The organism is Vibrio sp. OPT18 (assembly GCF_015163615.1).
Lineage (GTDB): Bacteria > Pseudomonadota > Gammaproteobacteria > Enterobacterales > Vibrionaceae > Vibrio > Vibrio coralliirubri.
Genome location: NZ_JADDYK010000011.1, coordinates 20663 through 37397, shown reverse-complemented (window position 1 = coordinate 37397; position 16735 = coordinate 20663). Strand labels below are relative to the sequence as shown.

Genomic DNA, 16735 nt, shown 5'->3' with positions numbered 1-16735 from the left:
CTTTTTCGCTTTACCCATGTCACCACCGTTCTAACTATCACAAAGGTTCAGATCACGGGACTTGGAAAAGGTTCAACTGATTTAGGCAACAACGCCAATTGAAGCTCTTGGTTACGGGTGTTCAGTTTAGCAAGAAAATGTTCCAGAACTGGTCGTTCTAAAACACCAACTTCAGTAACTACTGAATCTGAAAATTTTTCAGGCCGACGACGTTGCAAAAACTCTTTAGGGGAAAATTTAGATTGTTGCTCTTCTATCATTACTAAAATCCATTAATTTTCAATTAGTCACTAATTGAATGCCGTAGTTTTAAATTATGACATAACTTCCCATGATTATTTGTGATTAAATCAACAACTTAAGAGTAATAGTTTGTGCCAGAGGAGTCTAAAAGGGATGGTTTACTTTTTAATGAAGAGTAGAGTTTTCTAACTCGCTTGTAGGCTACTGGGGGGCAAACGCTTTAATAGAGGCCTGGACCGTATGCTGTGGAAGTTGCACGTACGTTTACTAGGACGGCTCTGTCGTATTTTGCTTAATAGCTCGATGCGCGGCACAGGAGTTTGCTTTATCTAGATTACTCTTGACCTGTCTACAACTTCACACTTTATAGTGGCTATATTGATTGAGAGGGGTGCTTTCTGTGTTCCCTCTAAAGTAAGTAGAGAGACACTATGAAACGCTTAATTTTAAACATCACACTCTTGGTATTCATGACGCTTAGTAGTATGAATGCCATGGCTCAGGATTCAACAGTTAAGTATGGTATTGCGATATCTCACGATGGTGAGCAAATTGCGTATGGCAAAAGCGGGAGCGGGGATACAGCGCTGATCTTCATTCATGGTTGGAGCTTAGACAGCAGGCTTTGGCAAAACCAAGTGAGTGAGTTTTCAAAACAGTATCAAGTGATCACCATGGATTTAGCAGGGCACGGTAACTCATCGTTCAATCGCGGAGAATACACCATGGTCGCGTTTGCTGAAGACATCAAAGCGGTAATCGAGAAAGAACAACTCAAATCCGTCATTTTAGTCGGGCATTCCATGGCGGGTGGTGTTATCGCAGAAGCCGCTAAATTGATGCCGAAAAGAGTGAAGGGCATTATTGGTGTCGATACATCGCAAAACGTCGCACTAGCGGTTTCACAAAGCGACCTAGATGCAATGACTAAACCATTTGAAGCAGACTTCCAAGCGGGCATTACTATGTTCGTGAAAGACTCGCTACCAAAAGACGTAGACGCAGATTTACTTTATTGGGTAACGCAAGACATGGCCTCAGCACCGCCAGCTATCGCGATAAACCAGTTCCGCCATTATCTAGGTCAATACGTGACAGGCGAAGCTCACCGCGTGTATGAGAACGTGAATGTGCCAGTAATATTAGTTAATGCTCGTTTATGGCCAACGGATTCTGAAGCGAACAAGAAACACATTAAAGATTACAGCATTTACTACATTGAAGACTCAGGCCACTTCCCAATGCTTGAGCAACCACAGCAGTTCAATACAACGTTGGTGAAAGCGGTTCAGTCTGTGAAGTAGGGCGGTTGTACGTGAGAATCGTCTGATAATCCCCTCCTAACCTCCCCTTGGTTTACATCTCCAACCTTTTGTTGGTAATGGGAAAGGGGAGGAACTGAATACCGATCACTACATGTGCTGCTGTATGTTCAGCGACAAAGAATGTTCTCCCCCTCGAACGTTAATCTAAAGAGAGCGTTTAACTTCATTTGAGGGGGAGCTAGAGGGGGAGGTTTGGTTTACTAGAACCAATTCAATGAGACCTTGATGAAAACAGTGAAGTCAGTGAAGTCAGTGAAGTAGGGCGCTGTAGTTGTTAAACGATGGATGTAATTGTCGATAGAAAAACTAAGGCCTCGCGTGTGCGAGGCCTTTTTGTGAGTTGGAGGTTTTGCTAGATACATTCATTTCAATTTGCGAGTGATGATCGCATCGTTCACTCGTTTATGGTCCTTAAACGAGTACCTCATAGTTATATAAATGCTCTATCAACCACTCCTAGATACGTAATCAGCACCACTGTTATTGGTAAGGGCTGACCGAATCTAGTGGTGCTTTCTACTGACAATCACTTTAACTATGTGTTTAGGACGTCCTGCTATGGCTAAGAAAATCATATTCATTTATGGTCGCGCTCAAAAGCCCGATCAAGCTCCCCTTCAAGCACTCTGGTACGATGCTATAGAACATGGCTTGCAGCGAGATTGTGGAGACTCAAGTTCATTACAAGCTTTTAAAGATGTCGATAAACGGTTTGTCTATTACGGTGAACTATCAAACACATTGTTAGAGAAACCAACGGAAGACCCTGCAAGTCGTCAGCAAGCGTTGTCTGAACTCAAAAAGTACAAGACAAGCCAGTTCAATAAAACAACGTATAACAAGGTATCTAAAATTGGTTTTCTAAAAGAGGCGTTAGCAGATACTTTTTCATCGCTATTTGGAACGCTAGGTGTGGCTGAGACACTCATAACCAAGGTCGCGCCGGACATGGCGCATTATTGGTATGAAGATACTTATTTCGGCAGCGATGTCAGGCATAGGCTAATGGTTGAACTGAAGGAAGCGCTTGATAATCAGGATGATGTGATGCTCGTATCGCACAGCCTTGGGTCGATGATCAGTTATGACGTGTTATGGAAGCTGTCTCATTACGGAGAGTATAGACACGACTATGGTGCGGATAAGAAGGTCAACTTATTGCTGACGATCGGGTCACCGTTAGGCGATGAAAACGTAAAAGATAGGCTAAAAGGGAGCCGCTTGAAAGATGAGAAGAAATACCCTTTAAACATTCAGCAATGGATAAACATATCAGCAGAAGATGATTTTATCTCTCATGACAGCAAAATGAGAAATGACTTTAAAGATATGCTCAAACTGGATCTGATACCCGGTGGAATGAAAGATATCCACCCGATTTACAACCTCAACATTCGGAACGGAAAAAGCAATCCACATGCTTCCATCGGTTATCTCATTAACCCTAAATTCATCAAAGTATTGGACGAATGGCTCTCGAGTTGATTTGGTTTTACCATCGCCAATTACTTCGGTGATCGTTCGTTGAAACTTAGATAAAACAAGGCCTCGCGTGTGCGAGGCCTTTTTTGCGTTCTGTTGAGCGAATCAAAGTGGTAGATACACGTGAGAATAGGCTGCAAATCCCCTCCTAACCTCCCCTTGGTTTACATCTCCAACTTCTTGCTGGCAACGAGAAAGGGGAGGAACTGAATACCGATCGTTGCCAGTGCAGCTGTATGTTTTGCGACAAGTAATAATCTCCAATGAATCTCTCAAATAAGTAAAACCTCTCTGAATACTTACCAATCTCAAGAAGTAACATTCTAAAAATGATCGTGTAACAACTCGTTAACTGGTTGTATTGTCGCTGTGTTCTATGTCTTAGTTGCATATCGTTACCAAGCTCAGAACATACCATTATTTTTGAGGGTCTGAATATGAACGGAAAACTAAGAACGGCTTTATTCATGTATGACCATATTCAAGATTTTCTTTTAGAATCGGCGGCTTAAATGACTCTCTGGCTTAGGCTTTTAACATCGCGGAGCTCATTCGCGATGTTGGTTATCATCGCTATCGCGTCAGTGATAGCGAATACTGGATGGCGAGTTGTTATGAATAACTTCGCTGTCGATACTGTCGGTATGACCGGTGCTGATGTGGGTGTATTGCAGAGTGTTAGGGAAATCCCAGGCTTGCTTTCATTTACTGTTTTGTTTGTGTTGTTCATCACGTCAGAACAAAGAGTCGCGGTATTGTCGGTTGCAACATTAGGGCTAGGTGTTGCAGTAACGGGGTATCTGCCTTCGATCTATGGCTTTTATTTCAGCACGACGATCATGTCTATCGGTTTCCATTATCTAGAAGCGGTGAACAAATCACTCTCAACACAATTGTTAGCGACTGAGAACTTCAGTGAATCAATGGGAAAGATTCGCTCTGCAGCCTCTTTTTTCTCGATGGTGACGTTTCTAGGTATTATGGTCGCGAGCTATCTGTTTGATGTTTCAGATAAGGCTATTTTCTTTACTTGTGGAGCAATATGTTTCTGGCTGGCGGTTTACTTGGCCACGTTTCAAGATACTCACACAGAGGTGAAGCAACACACCAAACTCATTGTCCGACGAGAGTACACGACCTATTACATTCTTACTTTTTTGAGTGGGGCAAGAAGACAAATATTTGTGGCATTTGCTGGCTTACTGATGGTGACCAAGTTTCAGTATTCGATCGCGATGATGGCTGCTCTGTTTATGGTCTCCAGTTTAGCTGCGACGCTTGCTCTACCTTATGTTGGGAGATTTATAGATCGAGTAGGAGAGAGGCTCGCTTTGATCATTGAGTATGCCGCGTTAGTGCTGGTGTTCCTATCTTACGCATTTGTGGATGATCATTATGCGGCAGCGGCGCTGTATGTTATCGACAGTATCATTTTTAGCTTTGCTTTAGCTTTAAACACCTACTTTAAAAAGACAATTAGGGAAGATGAAGTGGCTTCAACGGCGAGTTTGTCATTCACTATCAACCATATTGCAGCGGTGTTCTTGCCATTTTTGTTGGGAATCATCTGGATGTCTGGTTATCAATGGGTGTTTGTTACAGGAGCAGTGATTGCTTTGATTAGCCTGTTTGTGTCGTTGACTATGGGCACCAGCTTCATCAGCGAATTAATGGATTCAATAGGCTACAGAACCAATAGCGACACTCATTTATCTGACTGGTCATTTCCTATTGTTAGAGTAACCAAAGCAGTTCACCTAACGTTGATGAAAGCGTTGAAGTTGGGTGCGGTAGTTATTAAAAGATAGTTTAGCCGTTAGAAGATAAAACCAAGGCCTAGCGATTACGGGGCCTTAGTTTTTTAAGTCAAAGCGATGGAGCCTGTCAAACTGATAGAGTCCATTATTTTTTGTCTTGAGAGTCTTTATATTTTTTTGCAATCCACTCATGCAAATGAAGTCCCGTTTGGCGCTTTAGGAATACACTGATACCAGCCAAAATTAACAGTCCAATTATTGTGCCCATAATCATCTCCACGCTTTGTTTGTCGTTTGTAATTCAATTGAATCAACAGATGTTCGTATTTTGATTAATCCATTGATTTCATCATTTTATCTATATTAAGCCCACCAAGATCCTCGAGGTTATTCTTAATCTCTTCATCGATTGATAGTTGGCGTTCCACTTTCTTTATTTCCTTCTCAAGAAACTTTTCAACTTCTTGAGATACGTTGAACATCAACCCCTGTTCACGTGCTGCTTTTCTCGCTCGTTTAAGACGAACATCTAAGTCTGATGAAATTTTAATGTTCAGTGATACTTTGGATTGTTTTTTCTGTAATGACATATTGATTCTCAAGTTTAGCTAAAAAATACTATAAACTTTTCTACCTTTTTAGCAAGAATATTTTGACATTAACGGACTCAGAAGTGAACAAGAAACACATCAGGGTTTGCAGTGTTTTCTACATTGAAGGGGCAAGCCATTTTCCAGTGCTAGCACAACTCAGCAATTCAACATTACTCTGGTGAAAGCTTTGAAGCTGGTGAAATAGGGTAGTTGCACGTGACAATCCCCTCCTAACCTCCCCTTGGTTTACATCTCCAGTCTCTTGTTGGCACGGGAAAGGGGAGGAACTGAATAGCGCTCGTTGCCAATGTAGCTGTATGTTCAGCACCAAAGAATGTTCTCCCCCTCGAACGGTAATCTAAAGAGATCGGTAAACACCATTTGAGGGGGAGCTAGAGGGGGAGTTTTTGATGCTAGAACCGTTCAATACAACGTGACGAAAGCGGTGAAGCCAGTGAAGTAGGGTGCTGTCGTTGTTAAAGGGTAGCTGTAACGGTTCGTTAGAACACTGAGGTCTCGCGATTGCGGTGCCTTCTTGTGTTCCGAGTGAAACTCAATTTCTCCCACTTTCTATACTTGATAGTGATAGAATCCCCGCATCAGAACTATCGAGAATCTAGGTATTTATAAACAATGTTTATCCATCATGTGAACGGCATCGACTGGCTGGTGATTACAGCTTTTGAAGAACTAAAACCGATGTTTATCGAAGATGCTGGTCCTATCCCGTCTTACTTCTCTATTAGCAGTGAATTAAGCCTGATTGATCAAGCCAAGCGCAGCTGTGGGTTTTTACCTACACTCCGTGGCGTGATCACAGATACTGGCACGTACCAAAGCAAAGATCTTGAAGAAGATTTGAACCCACAACTGGCGTGTATCGTTGAGGGCAGAGGGCGTGTTTTCATCTATCACGGCGATTATGTGGCTTTTGTCGATGACGAGCAAACCTTCATTACCCGAATGAATTAAAGCCAGTGAAGTAGGGCTATTACCCTTGATAGAAAAACTAAGGCCTCGCATGTACGAGGCCTTTGTATTTCTATCGAAGTTAACGATTAATCTAGCTTAACGAAAGCTTGGGATAATCGCTGGAATCCCTGGTAGAAGGCCAACCAACGCCATGACACTTGTTAGCACAACAAACATAATGCCTGGCAATACCCAACGGCTCATCTTACTCAGTTCGCTACTACGTTCTTTACAACCAACTAAGCCTAAGTTGTCCAACAGCATGGTGAGAGCCCAACCAAAGGCAGGGTTAACGAGCGCTGAAGAAAATACAACAATCGCTGCCGACTGTGTGGTTTTTCCTTCACGCGTCATTTCCATTCCCGCTTCTAGCAGTGGCACAAATACACCAACAATCAGCGCAACACACAGTACAGGTTGCCAGATAGCTAAATCCATCGGGTAACCCCAAACCGCGGCGATGATACAGAACAGAGCCGTGAGCAAAGCGCCCGCAGGAATAGGGCGTTTAGCAATCGCCGCTGGTACGATGTAAGTACCCCATGAAGACGTAAAGTTAGTACCACCAAGCAGAGAACCAAACGTTTGACGAATAGACGCTGTAGTCATGGTGTCGTCAATGTTCATGTGTACTTTCTCAGTACGCTCTGGGTAGCTGATCTTTTGGAATACTTGATGTCCTAAGAAATCTGGTGACCACATTGCTACTGCTAGAATCGCAAATGGCAATACCACCATGAAGTGCTCAATCGTTGGTAGACCTAGCATCCAACCGGTATCTTCTCCCCACCAATACATAGGGTTCATGTTAGGCAAGCCTGGCTCAGTGTGGAAAGCGAATGGGGCACCCATGGCAAATGCAATCGTACCACCCAGCAAGCAGCTAAGAGGTACCGCTAACCAACGCTTACGGAAGTGCTCCAATAGCGCGTACAGAATAATGGTGCAAAAGATCACAACAAAAGCGATGTGGCTCATGCCGATTCCTTCAGCCCAAGCGAATAGCTTTTTCACTTGAGAAGCGGTTCCCACAAAGCCAAGGTAGAGCAGCAAGCCACCACACACGCCTTTACTTGTGAGGTTGGCTAACATACTGCCACCTTTACTGATGGCTAAGAGTAAGCCAAAAGCGCCGATCAACAGGCCAAACGCCATCGGGTGGCCGCCAGCCGCAACCACAATCGGAATCAATGGAATGAGTGGACCGTGTGTACCTGCGAGGTTGGCCGTTGGTAGTAGAAAACCAGAGAAAAGGATGATAAAAACAGAGGCGATGAGGAGTTCATAACGGACGTTCTCTAGAATAAAATCTTCATTTAACCCGAGAGCTCCAGCAAAGGTGGCTGCAATCGCACCTACCATAACCACTTTACCAATGGTTGCGGCCATGGCTGGGATGGTGTCTTCTATCTCAAATCGATAATCTTTAAACGGTAAATTTGGACGCCAGCGCTTAGGCGACATGATTTGTAACTCGTGCTCTAGATACTGTTCTCGGGATTCAAACTCTGAGCTTGGTTTGTGTTGTTGTTCATAGGTGAGTTCATCCTCATTGGCTTGAGGCTTTTCTGTTTGTATATGTGCGGACTCTAAAGTAGTGCTCATTTTGATTCCTTTCGTTCACACTCTGAGGTGTGTTATTCCAACAAACGTTGTTTACTCACGCAGAAGTGCAAACAATGCGTCAACTTATAATTAAAAATTCATTAACATTTAGTTGTTAGTACCTTATACCAAACCAAAAAAAACAAATAGACTCAGGTAGTTAGACATTAGTCGTAGAGCAAGCCGACTAGTATTAGACTCGGTAGATAGTATGTGTCTGTTTATTTGTAGGTGATGAGCTTTATTGGTAATAAACGAATATCCAATAAGAAATGCTTGGTGCTAAAGCGGCAGATAACGTCCACCAATCAGTGCTTTCTGACGTTTTGGAGGGGGGATGGTGAAACACCCTTCAATGTTGTTCAGTCGTCTGAGACCAAGGTATACGCGAGAAGATAATTTTTACTATCCCAAAATGAAGATGTTCACCAGCGACTTTAAGCCTTTGCAAAGCATTACACTGCGTACAGTTATACGAGGTGATATAATTTTTGCCTAAAGCTTTGAAGAGCTAATGAATTAAAGGATTGATACGATGGCAAAAACGATCTCATTGGTACTCGGTAGTGGTGGCGCAAGAGGCTTGGTTCACGTTGGAGTGATCCGTTGGTTAATTGAGCATGGCTATCAGATCAAATCCATCTCTGGCTGTTCAATTGGCGCACTTATCGGTGGTGTTTACGCTGCGGGCAAGTTGGATGAATTTGAAGAGTGGGTCACCAGTATCGACCAAGGGGACATGGCGATGTTGTTGGACTTTTCATGGCAGTCGAGTGGCATGTTCAAAGGGGATAAGATCATCGACACACTGCGTGGACTGATCGGCGAGATTTCAATTGAAGAACTGCCTATCCCTTATACCGCCGTTGCCGCCAATGTTGCCGATGAAAAAGAGGTTTGGCTGCAATCAGGTTCTCTGTTTGATGCCATTCGTGCCTCTATCTCTTTGCCATTGTTCTTCACTCCTCATGTCGTTAATGGCGAAGCGCTTATTGATGGCGGAGTTCTCAATCCCGTACCAATTGCGCCTACCTTCGGTGACAATACAGACTTTACACTGGCTGTGAACTTAGGGGGTGAACCTGAAATGCTTCAACAGGAAGTGATACCTGTTTCCCTGCCAACGAAAGAGAGCAACCTCCACGAAAAGGTTGTTCACTTTATCGATAATCTAGGTAGCAGCGTAAAAAGTAAAATGAGCTTCAATTTTGCGGCCTACGACATTGCTAACCAAGCGTTTGATGCGATGCAATCGACCATTGCTCGCCAAAAACTGGCCGCTTATCCTGCCGATATTACGCTTGAGCTCCCACGCAATGCATGTGGCACTTTAGAGTTTGATCGCTCACAAGAGATGATAGACAGAGGCTACCACTTGGCACAGGCTAAACTGGGCAATCGACTTTAATGTATTTGCTGCTGAATGAGAGTAATTATGGAAACTGAACTCAAAGAGCTTGAACTCCACGAGCTTATGGCAACAAAAGATGTCATCGTGCTCACCAGCATAGAAGAGCCTGCTGTATCTTGGTTGATAGATTGCTATCAAAAGAACGCTGATATCCAAGTTATCGAGAACGCACACCAGCTAGATACTGAGGCGATTTTGGCGCAATGTCGAAGTAGCCTTAGTCAAAGTAAAAAGGTCATACTCACCGCGCAGTTCCGTAGCCAACTGCCTATCATCAATATCGCTTCACTGTGTAATGAGCAGCGCAAATCATTGATCAATATTGAGCTATCAGGCTGGGATGAAGACAAACGCGTTCCTCATTCTTACAGTAGTTTCTAGCTTATATTTGTTGCTAGGTAACTGCAGTTTTTAGGTAACCGACAGCGTCTCTATAACCAGAGCAGTTCAACACAAGGTTGATCAAAGCGGTTAAGTTAGTGAAGTAGGGTGGTTGTATCGAATCAGGAGTAGAAAAGTCTCTTGAGGTTTTACTTGTCTAAATTGTGCTTAATTATTTGCTCCACCACACCATTCATCGTCCTTGAGCTAATCTCCGGTTTCAAATACAAGGAATGATACTCAACGCCTGTTCGGTCTATATAGGCTGCTTGTAAGCCAGCGGATAGCGCACCATGAGTGTCCCAATCATGAGTAGCGACAAGACGAAGGTTTTCGACAGGCTCTTTTAAAGTTTCGGCTGCAAAGTTATACACATCTGAATTGGGTTTGAAACTGCCTGTTTCTTCAACGGAAATGACGGTGTCGAAATAATCTTCTAAGCCCGAGCTCTTGATTTGAGAAGTGATGAGTTCGAGGGATGAGTTGGAAAAAGCGACGGTTTTAAACCCGTTCTCGCGCAATTTGAGCAAAGATGCTTTGATATCAGTGTGCGGTGGTAGATTGGCAAAAGAAGCTAACAAGGCACCTTTATTTTCCGCCGTTAAATCACACTTGTACCGTTGTGCAATAGCGTCGAGCGCTGCATTCGCTAATTCAGAAAAAGTAGATTGTACGTTTGTTGCGATGCAAACCGTTGAAGAGTGTAAAAGCTTAGAGAACCAAAGTGATAATGCATCCTCCTTTCCAAACACCGCTTTAAACTTAGGCTGTAATGACTCCAAATTTAAAACCGTTTCGTTTATATCAAACAGTATCACTTCTTTTTTCATGCAAAGCCCCCAGATTTAATTGAATTTTATGCTTACATAATCTGCTCTGACGATATGGTTTTCAACCTCGATTCAAGTAACTAAAGCTTTGCTCTCTAATTTGAAAGGGAAGCTGGAATGCGTCAACGACAACCCGCCAACTCAAATCTGGCGTTGCTTTATGAGTATCATGCAACGCCAAATCTGAAATGATTTAGCTTATTTAGCTTATTTAGCGGCTTCGATGGTGCCTTTGAAAGTGCTGTCTAAAAAGTCATTGATCTCTTGTGAGTGGTAAATTGAGATAATCTTTTTATACGTTTCATTATTTTTGTCTTCTTCTCGCGCCGCAACAACCATCACTGCTAAAGGTGCGTCTTTTTTCTCTAAGTAAATGCCTTGTTTCTTAGGATTGAGTCCAGCCGACATTACATAGTTCATGGTGATTGCAGCAGCATCTACATCGTCAAGAGAGCGGGGTAGCTGCGCGGCATCCACTTCAACAAATCGAATGTTCTTCGGGTTGCTAACAATATCGTTTAAAGACGCGTTGAAACCAACGTTGTCTTTTAATGAAATCAGCCCGGCATCTTCAAGCAGTAATAGTCCACGCCCGCCATTGGTTGGATCGTTTGGAATCGCGATTCGAGCGTTTTCGGGAATAGAATCAAGCGAAGTGTACTTGTTCGAGTAAACGCCCATACGCATCAAAATTGAACGTCCGATAGAAACTAACTGGCTATCGTGATTGGCATTAAAGTTATCGAGGAATGGCTGATGCTGGTAACTGTTCAGTTGGATACTTCCATCATCTAATGCTGCGTTAGGGGTGATATAGTCTGAGAATTCAACGAGTTCAATGTTAATCCCTTGCTTTGCTGCTTCTTTGGCAACAGCTTGTACAACTTGTGCATGTGGGCCAACTGTCGCCCCAATCTTGATGACAGCCTCGTCTTTTTTTCCACATCCTGTTACACCGAATACGAAAGCTAATGCCAACAGGGATGCTGTGAATTTTTTGTAGCTGTTCATGATAACTCCATTTAATAAAAGACATGTAGACGTCTGGCTGTCTATATTATCTATTTGCGCGATCGGGTCAATAGGTTTGTTTGAAGCGAAGTTACATTGATGAGCGGTTAAGTCAGTGAATCAACGAGGCTTCTGTACGTGAGACTCGACCGACAACCCCCTTCTAACCCCCCTTGGTTTACATCTCAAACCTATTGTTGGTAATGGGAAAAGGGAGGACCTGATTACCGACCAACAAAGGCCTCGCGAGTGCGAGGCCTTTTGGGTTTTGTAGGGAATAGGGCAGTCACTCGGAATCTAAAGAAAACGGGTTCAGTAAAGCTAACTATTAAGAAAGCTTTTGGTTAAAGAACTCAAGTGTACGTTTCCAAGCTAACTCTGCTTCTTCTTCAGCATAGCGGCCAGTTGAATCGTTATGAAAGCCATGGTTCACGCCGTCATAGATGTAAGCGGTGTAGTCTGCTTCGTTCTCTTTGAGTTCGGCTTCATAGTCTGGCCAAGTCGCGTTTACGCGTTTATCGATTCCTGCGAATTGGATGAGCAAGGGGCCTTTTACGTTCTTTCTTAAATCTGGTGCGGCAGGAGTACCATAGAACGGAACGCCCGCATCGAGTTGCTCTGGCATTACCGCAGCCAACATATTCACGATGTAGCCACCGAAGCAGAAACCGACTGCGCCTAGCTTGCCGTTACTTTTTTCATGGGATTTCAAGAAGTTTGCCGCTGCGATAAAGTCTTCTTCGATTTTCTCTTTTGATAGCGACTTCTGCATCGCTCTACCTTCGTCATCATTACCTGGATACCCGCCAAGCGAATAGAGTGCATCAGGTGCAAACGCAATAAACCCCGCCGCAGCGAGTCGTCTTGCCACATCCTTTATGTATGGATTGAGGCCTCTATTTTCATGAATGACCAATACAACAGGTGCATTGCCCTCTAACTCTTTGGGTACAACCAAGTAGCCATAGCCTTCGCCGTGTCCTTTAGGTGAGGGAAACTTCTCGTAGGTTGCTTTGATGGAAGGGTCATTGAAAGAGACTTGCTCTGCCTGCGCATAATTAGGAATCAGTGCAGAAGTTAGCGTCGTCATGGTAAAGCCAAGTACAGCTAGCCCAGATAGACGAGCCATAAACTCTCTGCGATCAATCAGGCCGTGTGCATATTCGTCGTACCAATCAAATGCTTCTTGAGGGATAGATCGAGTCGGCGTTGATTGCGATTCGGTATTTGGATTCATAACTTTTCCTTGTTGTGAGTTGTTTGACCAATCAACTATAGTGGAAATTTTCATATAATTGAACGATCGCTCAATATCTTTTAAGCTATTTGTTATATCAAAGTACAAAAATTAGATGACAGTCAGATAAAACGATCACTTCAAATCAATTCCCATCGCTTTGGTTTGTTTTCGGAGGAATTCAATACAAGGTTGATTAGAGGGTTAAGTCAGTGAAGTCGGGTGTGATGATTGTTTGTTTTTAGGGAGGTTCTAGCTCTAAGTTGGGCACATTAGAGCTAGGCTTATTTTCCGCAGACATGGACAAGTACGTTTCAATGCAAAACGCTTGATTTTACTCTGGTATAATCTTTCTCATAGGGACGACCTTAGCGTTATCAGAACCTTCTTGATGAGAGATAAAATAGATGTTGAAACTTTTGCGTCAGATAAAAAAATGGAAACTTGTAACGTTTGGCTTACTGATGCTCATTGCCACTTTTTTTATCTACAACCAGTTCGGGAACCGTATGTCCCGTGTCGACGAGGCAAAATTTCTAATCGGTCAACTGAATACTGTTTTGGATGCTGCTGAGCAATATTCTCGTGATAACGGCTCTCTGCCTCCTATTACTTCCGATACCGATACGAACTTCGGCTACTTAAACATCAATCACTTAATTGAAAATCCGGGCTTATCAACATGGCAAGGACCATATCTACCTTATGAGGATACATGGATAGGGGGCGATCAGTACATCGACCACCCAGATTACATAGCAACGCAATTACTGCTTAAGGAAAAGGGTAGTCAATGGGCACGAGGAAGCTCCGAGACAGGTTGTGAATCGTCGTCATCAACTTGTTCTCTTGCGGCTTGTATCTGGTTAGTACCAACAAAAGTGGCACAAGAAATTAATCAGATTGTCGATGGCAATACGAGTCTCGAAAGTTCTAATACGACCGGAAAAGTACGTTACGACAAAGCCTTTGGTGGCGCGCTTGTTTGTATAATCGGAGATGACTATCCAATGCCTTCTGAACCGTTAAACTAAGTCGTTTCTAATTACCTTACTGGCAACTTAGTCTTGGTTTTTACCTGCCCAAACGCGAAGCTGGATTCAATAGAAGCAATATTCGGCAGGCGAGTTAGTTGTTTACGGATGAACTGCTCGTAGCTTTTTAGCGACTCACTGACTACATGCAATAGGTAGTCGTGATTGCCCGTCATTAGAAAACACTCTAACACCTCGTCAATCACTTCAATGTGCTGTTCAAAGTCGCGCATGTTCTCTTCAGTCGGCTTTTCAAGTTTCACCAACACAAACACATTCACAGGTAAGCCACACGCTTCTTGATCTACGCTAGCGTGATAGCCACGAATGATCCCTTGTTTCTCCAGTGCTCGAACTCGGCGTAAGCAAGGAGAGGGTGACAACGCTACGCGGTCGGCCAACTCTTGATTGGTCAGGCGAGCGTTGTTTTGCAGTTCAGCCAGTATTTTCTTGTCGATCTCATCCATTAGCATATTCCATCAATATTGAAGTTTATTTGGCAATATTATTGCTCAAAGTGTATGTCTTACTTCGCAAATAGCAATTTTTAACATCGGTGCAAAACTAAAATTAAAGGAGGAACAACAAGCATGGAATGACTTAGGAATTATGAATACTTCAACTCAACTTAGCCCGCTACGTAAAACCACCAAACACGAACAAGCAGAAGCCCTTGCCATTGAGCAAGCAAAGCATTTTGGTATCGACCCAAACAGTGATTACGGCATCACGCTGATTGAGCTGGCAACGACACTGTACAAAGCCAATACTAAGACTCACGACCTTTGGGCTTTGACCGTTGACGGGCTTTCAGAGCTCGACAAGAGTGACCGTATCGCTTGGTTTAACGCCAAACGCTTTTTGTCATTCCAGATCGCTAAGATCCTCGATAATCTACAAAACCCGATGCGTGCCACTTACCAATCCATTGCGACTAACAATGGTAATTTTGCATCCAAAGGTGCGTATCCAATCTTCGATAATGTGGCTGCTATTTTCTCTGCCAGCCCTGTCATTACAAGAACCGCGACCTATTTGTTTGCCTGTACAGAATGGATTGAAGATGCGTTTAACGGTAAAGAGCCACTGCACGATATCTACTCTCGACTGCTAAACCCAACCTCAATCTCACTGGCTAACCACATGGTTGACCTAGAGGCTGGCTCTAGAGCCAATGAGTACCTCGCATGGAACTTTAACTCGGGTATGGCGGCCATTGATGGGTTGTTGAGCCATTTACTTGGGCATGAAGACATTGTGTTGGCCTCGCGCAATATCTACGGCGGTTCCTACCAACTGTTGGAAGATTGGTTTGGAAAACCTTCGAATCTGAATGTTGCGGTAGAGTGGGTGGATGGTTACTCCGGAGATGAGTTTGCGACTCGCCTTGATGAAGTTGCTGACAAATACGCTGGTCGCCTCGCTGCGGGTAAGAAAATCTACGTTTACCTTGAATCACCGTGTAACCCGCATGGATATGTTTTAGATGTCGCCAGTATCAGTAAAGCTGGTCACTCTCGTGGTTGGGATGTGATTGTCGACTCAACAGTAGGCACACCATTGCTTCATCCTGTACTCAAACGTGATGATGTGATGGAAAGACCAGATTATGTGATTCACTCCTACACCAAAGAGCTAGCGGGTTCAGGCACCACAACGGCTGGCGTAGTCATTGGTCGTAATGAAACTATGTTTGTGCCAAAAGGAGAAGAGGTAACGTTCACCAAACCAAACGGCAATGAAACCACAATCCCATGGAACGAAACCCTGTTTTGGAATGTGTATTACATTAAAGGCGCATTCTTAGATGCAGACAAAGCGTTTGAAGTGCTCAATGGCATGAAAACCTATGAGATGCGTGTGATGCAGAAAACCATCAACACGCTGACTCTTGCGAAGATCTTCGATGCTCACCCAGACATCAATGTGTCGTGTCCAGCTCTGCCAGATAGTGATAACTATGAACACTGCCAGAACAACATGTACTTGGGGCTACCAGCGGCTCTTTTCACAATCGATATGGAAGGTAACGGCGAGCGTGCGCCTATTAATAGAGATGGATTCAAACAGTTCTTCGACATGCTTGAACCAGCAATCGGTATGCAAGTGAGCCTTGGGCAAACCAACACGGTCGCGTTATGTCCGGCACTGACTACGCACTCAGAACTGAGCGACGATGCGCTCAATGAAGCAGGCATCAAACCGACCACAATGCGTATTTCTATCGGCTTAGAAGATCCCCGCATGTTCATTGCTCATATTATCGAGGCAGCCAAGTTATCGATTGACCGTAAACACGCCGACTTCTCATCTAGCTTCCCGAGTGGTGACAATATCGATGAAATCTATATGCAAACTTATATGGATGTACACCAGAGGTTTGTAAAGAGCTTGCCGAAGTTCAGTCAGCTGAGTCAGTAACTTAGCTCAGTAAGGAAAGTTAACAAGATTAGTCAGTAAAAAGCAGTCAATAAAAAAGCACCCTGCTGACTCAGTAGTCGGTAGGGTGCTTTCTCGATATAGAACCAAGTGACAATATTGGTTTACCAAGTTACTTACTATTTAGGCTGGTGGCCTGTCTTTTTCGCAAGCTCTTGCATAGCTTCGGCAAACGTAGTTGTTCCGCCTTTCGCTTTAACCTGAACCACCTTATATCCTTGACTTTCCAGCGCTTGGCGCTCTTCTAAAACGGCTTTATCGTCTGGCAGACTGCCCTGTACAGGCTGATGAATGTAACACCCCTCAAGTTGACCATCTTCGACCAGTTGGTGGTGTTTCAGTGCATTGATATCAAAATTCATAGTAAGTCTTTTCGCTTTAAATGGAGAGTCTCTGTGGCAAAGGCCGCGAGTCT

Annotated in this window: 16 protein-coding genes; 8 read left to right on the top strand and 8 right to left on the bottom strand. The window is 43.7% G+C overall.

What is annotated here, in order from left to right; genetic code table 11:
* Nucleotides 1-47 precede the first annotated feature (47 nt).
* Nucleotides 48-260 carry a hypothetical protein gene (locus tag IQQ51_RS00885; RefSeq protein WP_193840122.1) on the bottom strand — a complete coding sequence of 71 codons (213 nt, stop codon included), beginning with the start codon at nt 258-260 and terminating at the stop codon, nt 48-50.
* Between the two features lie 414 nt (nt 261-674).
* Between IQQ51_RS00885 and IQQ51_RS00880 the strand changes: the two genes are divergently transcribed.
* The 3 genes from IQQ51_RS00880 to IQQ51_RS00870 all read left to right on the top strand — a co-directional run bounded on the left by IQQ51_RS00880 (nt 675) and on the right by IQQ51_RS00870 (nt 4858).
* Entirely contained in the window at nt 675-1547 is an 873-nt protein-coding gene (locus tag IQQ51_RS00880; RefSeq protein ID WP_193840120.1) for an alpha/beta fold hydrolase, read from the top strand.
* Between the two features lie 579 nt (nt 1548-2126).
* Complete coding sequence (locus tag IQQ51_RS00875; protein WP_193840119.1) at nt 2127-3053, top strand: hypothetical protein; 927 nt, start codon at nt 2127-2129, stop codon at nt 3051-3053.
* A 611-nt stretch (nt 3054-3664) separates the two neighbouring features.
* Entirely contained in the window at nt 3665-4858 is a 1194-nt protein-coding gene (locus IQQ51_RS00870) for an MFS transporter (RefSeq protein WP_228012632.1), read from the top strand.
* Nucleotides 4859-5139: 281 nt separating this feature from the next.
* Here the strand turns inward: IQQ51_RS00870 and IQQ51_RS00865 are convergent, their stop codons facing one another.
* Nucleotides 5140-5397 (bottom strand): hypothetical protein, encoded by a 258-nt coding sequence (locus IQQ51_RS00865; RefSeq protein ID WP_017085640.1) that lies wholly within the window; start codon nt 5395-5397, stop codon nt 5140-5142.
* Between the two features lie 636 nt (nt 5398-6033).
* Between IQQ51_RS00865 and IQQ51_RS00860 the strand changes: the two genes are divergently transcribed.
* Nucleotides 6034-6372, top strand: a complete 339-nt coding sequence (locus IQQ51_RS00860) for a hypothetical protein (protein WP_048617429.1) — start codon at nt 6034-6036, stop codon at nt 6370-6372.
* A gap of 96 nt (nt 6373-6468) precedes the next feature.
* Here the strand turns inward: IQQ51_RS00860 and IQQ51_RS00855 are convergent, their stop codons facing one another.
* Nucleotides 6469-7977 carry a DUF3360 domain-containing protein gene (locus IQQ51_RS00855; protein ID WP_048609131.1) on the bottom strand — a complete coding sequence of 503 codons (1509 nt, stop codon included), beginning with the start codon at nt 7975-7977 and terminating at the stop codon, nt 6469-6471.
* A gap of 535 nt (nt 7978-8512) precedes the next feature.
* Between IQQ51_RS00855 and IQQ51_RS00850 the strand changes: the two genes are divergently transcribed.
* A complete protein-coding gene (locus IQQ51_RS00850) occupies nt 8513-9385 on the top strand; it encodes a patatin-like phospholipase family protein (protein ID WP_193840118.1) in 873 nt (290 codons plus the stop codon).
* 15 nt (nt 9386-9400) lie between these two features.
* Entirely contained in the window at nt 9401-9769 is a 369-nt protein-coding gene (locus IQQ51_RS00845) for a hypothetical protein (RefSeq protein WP_193840117.1), read from the top strand.
* 149 nt (nt 9770-9918) lie between these two features.
* On the opposite strand, the gene IQQ51_RS00840 is transcribed toward IQQ51_RS00845, so the two are convergent.
* From IQQ51_RS00840 to IQQ51_RS00830, 3 genes are all read right to left on the bottom strand, one after another.
* On the bottom strand, nt 9919-10599 hold the full coding sequence (locus tag IQQ51_RS00840; RefSeq protein WP_193840116.1) for a haloacid dehalogenase type II: 681 nt from the start codon (nt 10597-10599) through the stop codon (nt 9919-9921).
* Nucleotides 10600-10806: 207 nt separating this feature from the next.
* On the bottom strand, nt 10807-11610 hold the full coding sequence (locus tag IQQ51_RS00835) for a MetQ/NlpA family ABC transporter substrate-binding protein (RefSeq protein ID WP_193840115.1): 804 nt from the start codon (nt 11608-11610) through the stop codon (nt 10807-10809).
* A 328-nt stretch (nt 11611-11938) separates the two neighbouring features.
* A complete protein-coding gene (locus IQQ51_RS00830) occupies nt 11939-12847 on the bottom strand; it encodes a dienelactone hydrolase family protein (RefSeq protein ID WP_193840114.1) in 909 nt (302 codons plus the stop codon).
* Nucleotides 12848-13254: 407 nt separating this feature from the next.
* Here IQQ51_RS00830 and IQQ51_RS00825 point away from each other — a divergent pair, with 407 nt between their 5' ends.
* Nucleotides 13255-13881: a type II secretion system protein gene (locus IQQ51_RS00825; protein WP_193840113.1), complete on the top strand. Its 627-nt coding sequence runs from the start codon at nt 13255-13257 to the stop codon at nt 13879-13881.
* Between the two features lie 11 nt (nt 13882-13892).
* On the opposite strand, the gene IQQ51_RS00820 is transcribed toward IQQ51_RS00825, so the two are convergent.
* A complete protein-coding gene (locus IQQ51_RS00820) occupies nt 13893-14348 on the bottom strand; it encodes an Lrp/AsnC family transcriptional regulator (RefSeq protein WP_050634531.1) in 456 nt (151 codons plus the stop codon).
* A 142-nt stretch (nt 14349-14490) separates the two neighbouring features.
* On the opposite strand from IQQ51_RS00820, the gene IQQ51_RS00815 reads away from it, so the two are divergent.
* On the top strand, nt 14491-16302 hold the full coding sequence (locus IQQ51_RS00815; RefSeq protein WP_193840112.1) for a trans-sulfuration enzyme family protein: 1812 nt from the start codon (nt 14491-14493) through the stop codon (nt 16300-16302).
* Between the two features lie 137 nt (nt 16303-16439).
* Here IQQ51_RS00815 and IQQ51_RS00810 read toward each other — a convergent pair whose 3' ends face one another.
* The gene (locus IQQ51_RS00810; RefSeq protein ID WP_193840111.1) at nt 16440-16682 is read right to left on the bottom strand and encodes a hypothetical protein; all 243 of its coding nucleotides are present in this window, start codon (nt 16680-16682) and stop codon (nt 16440-16442) included.
* Between the last annotated feature and the right edge of the window lie 53 nt (nt 16683-16735).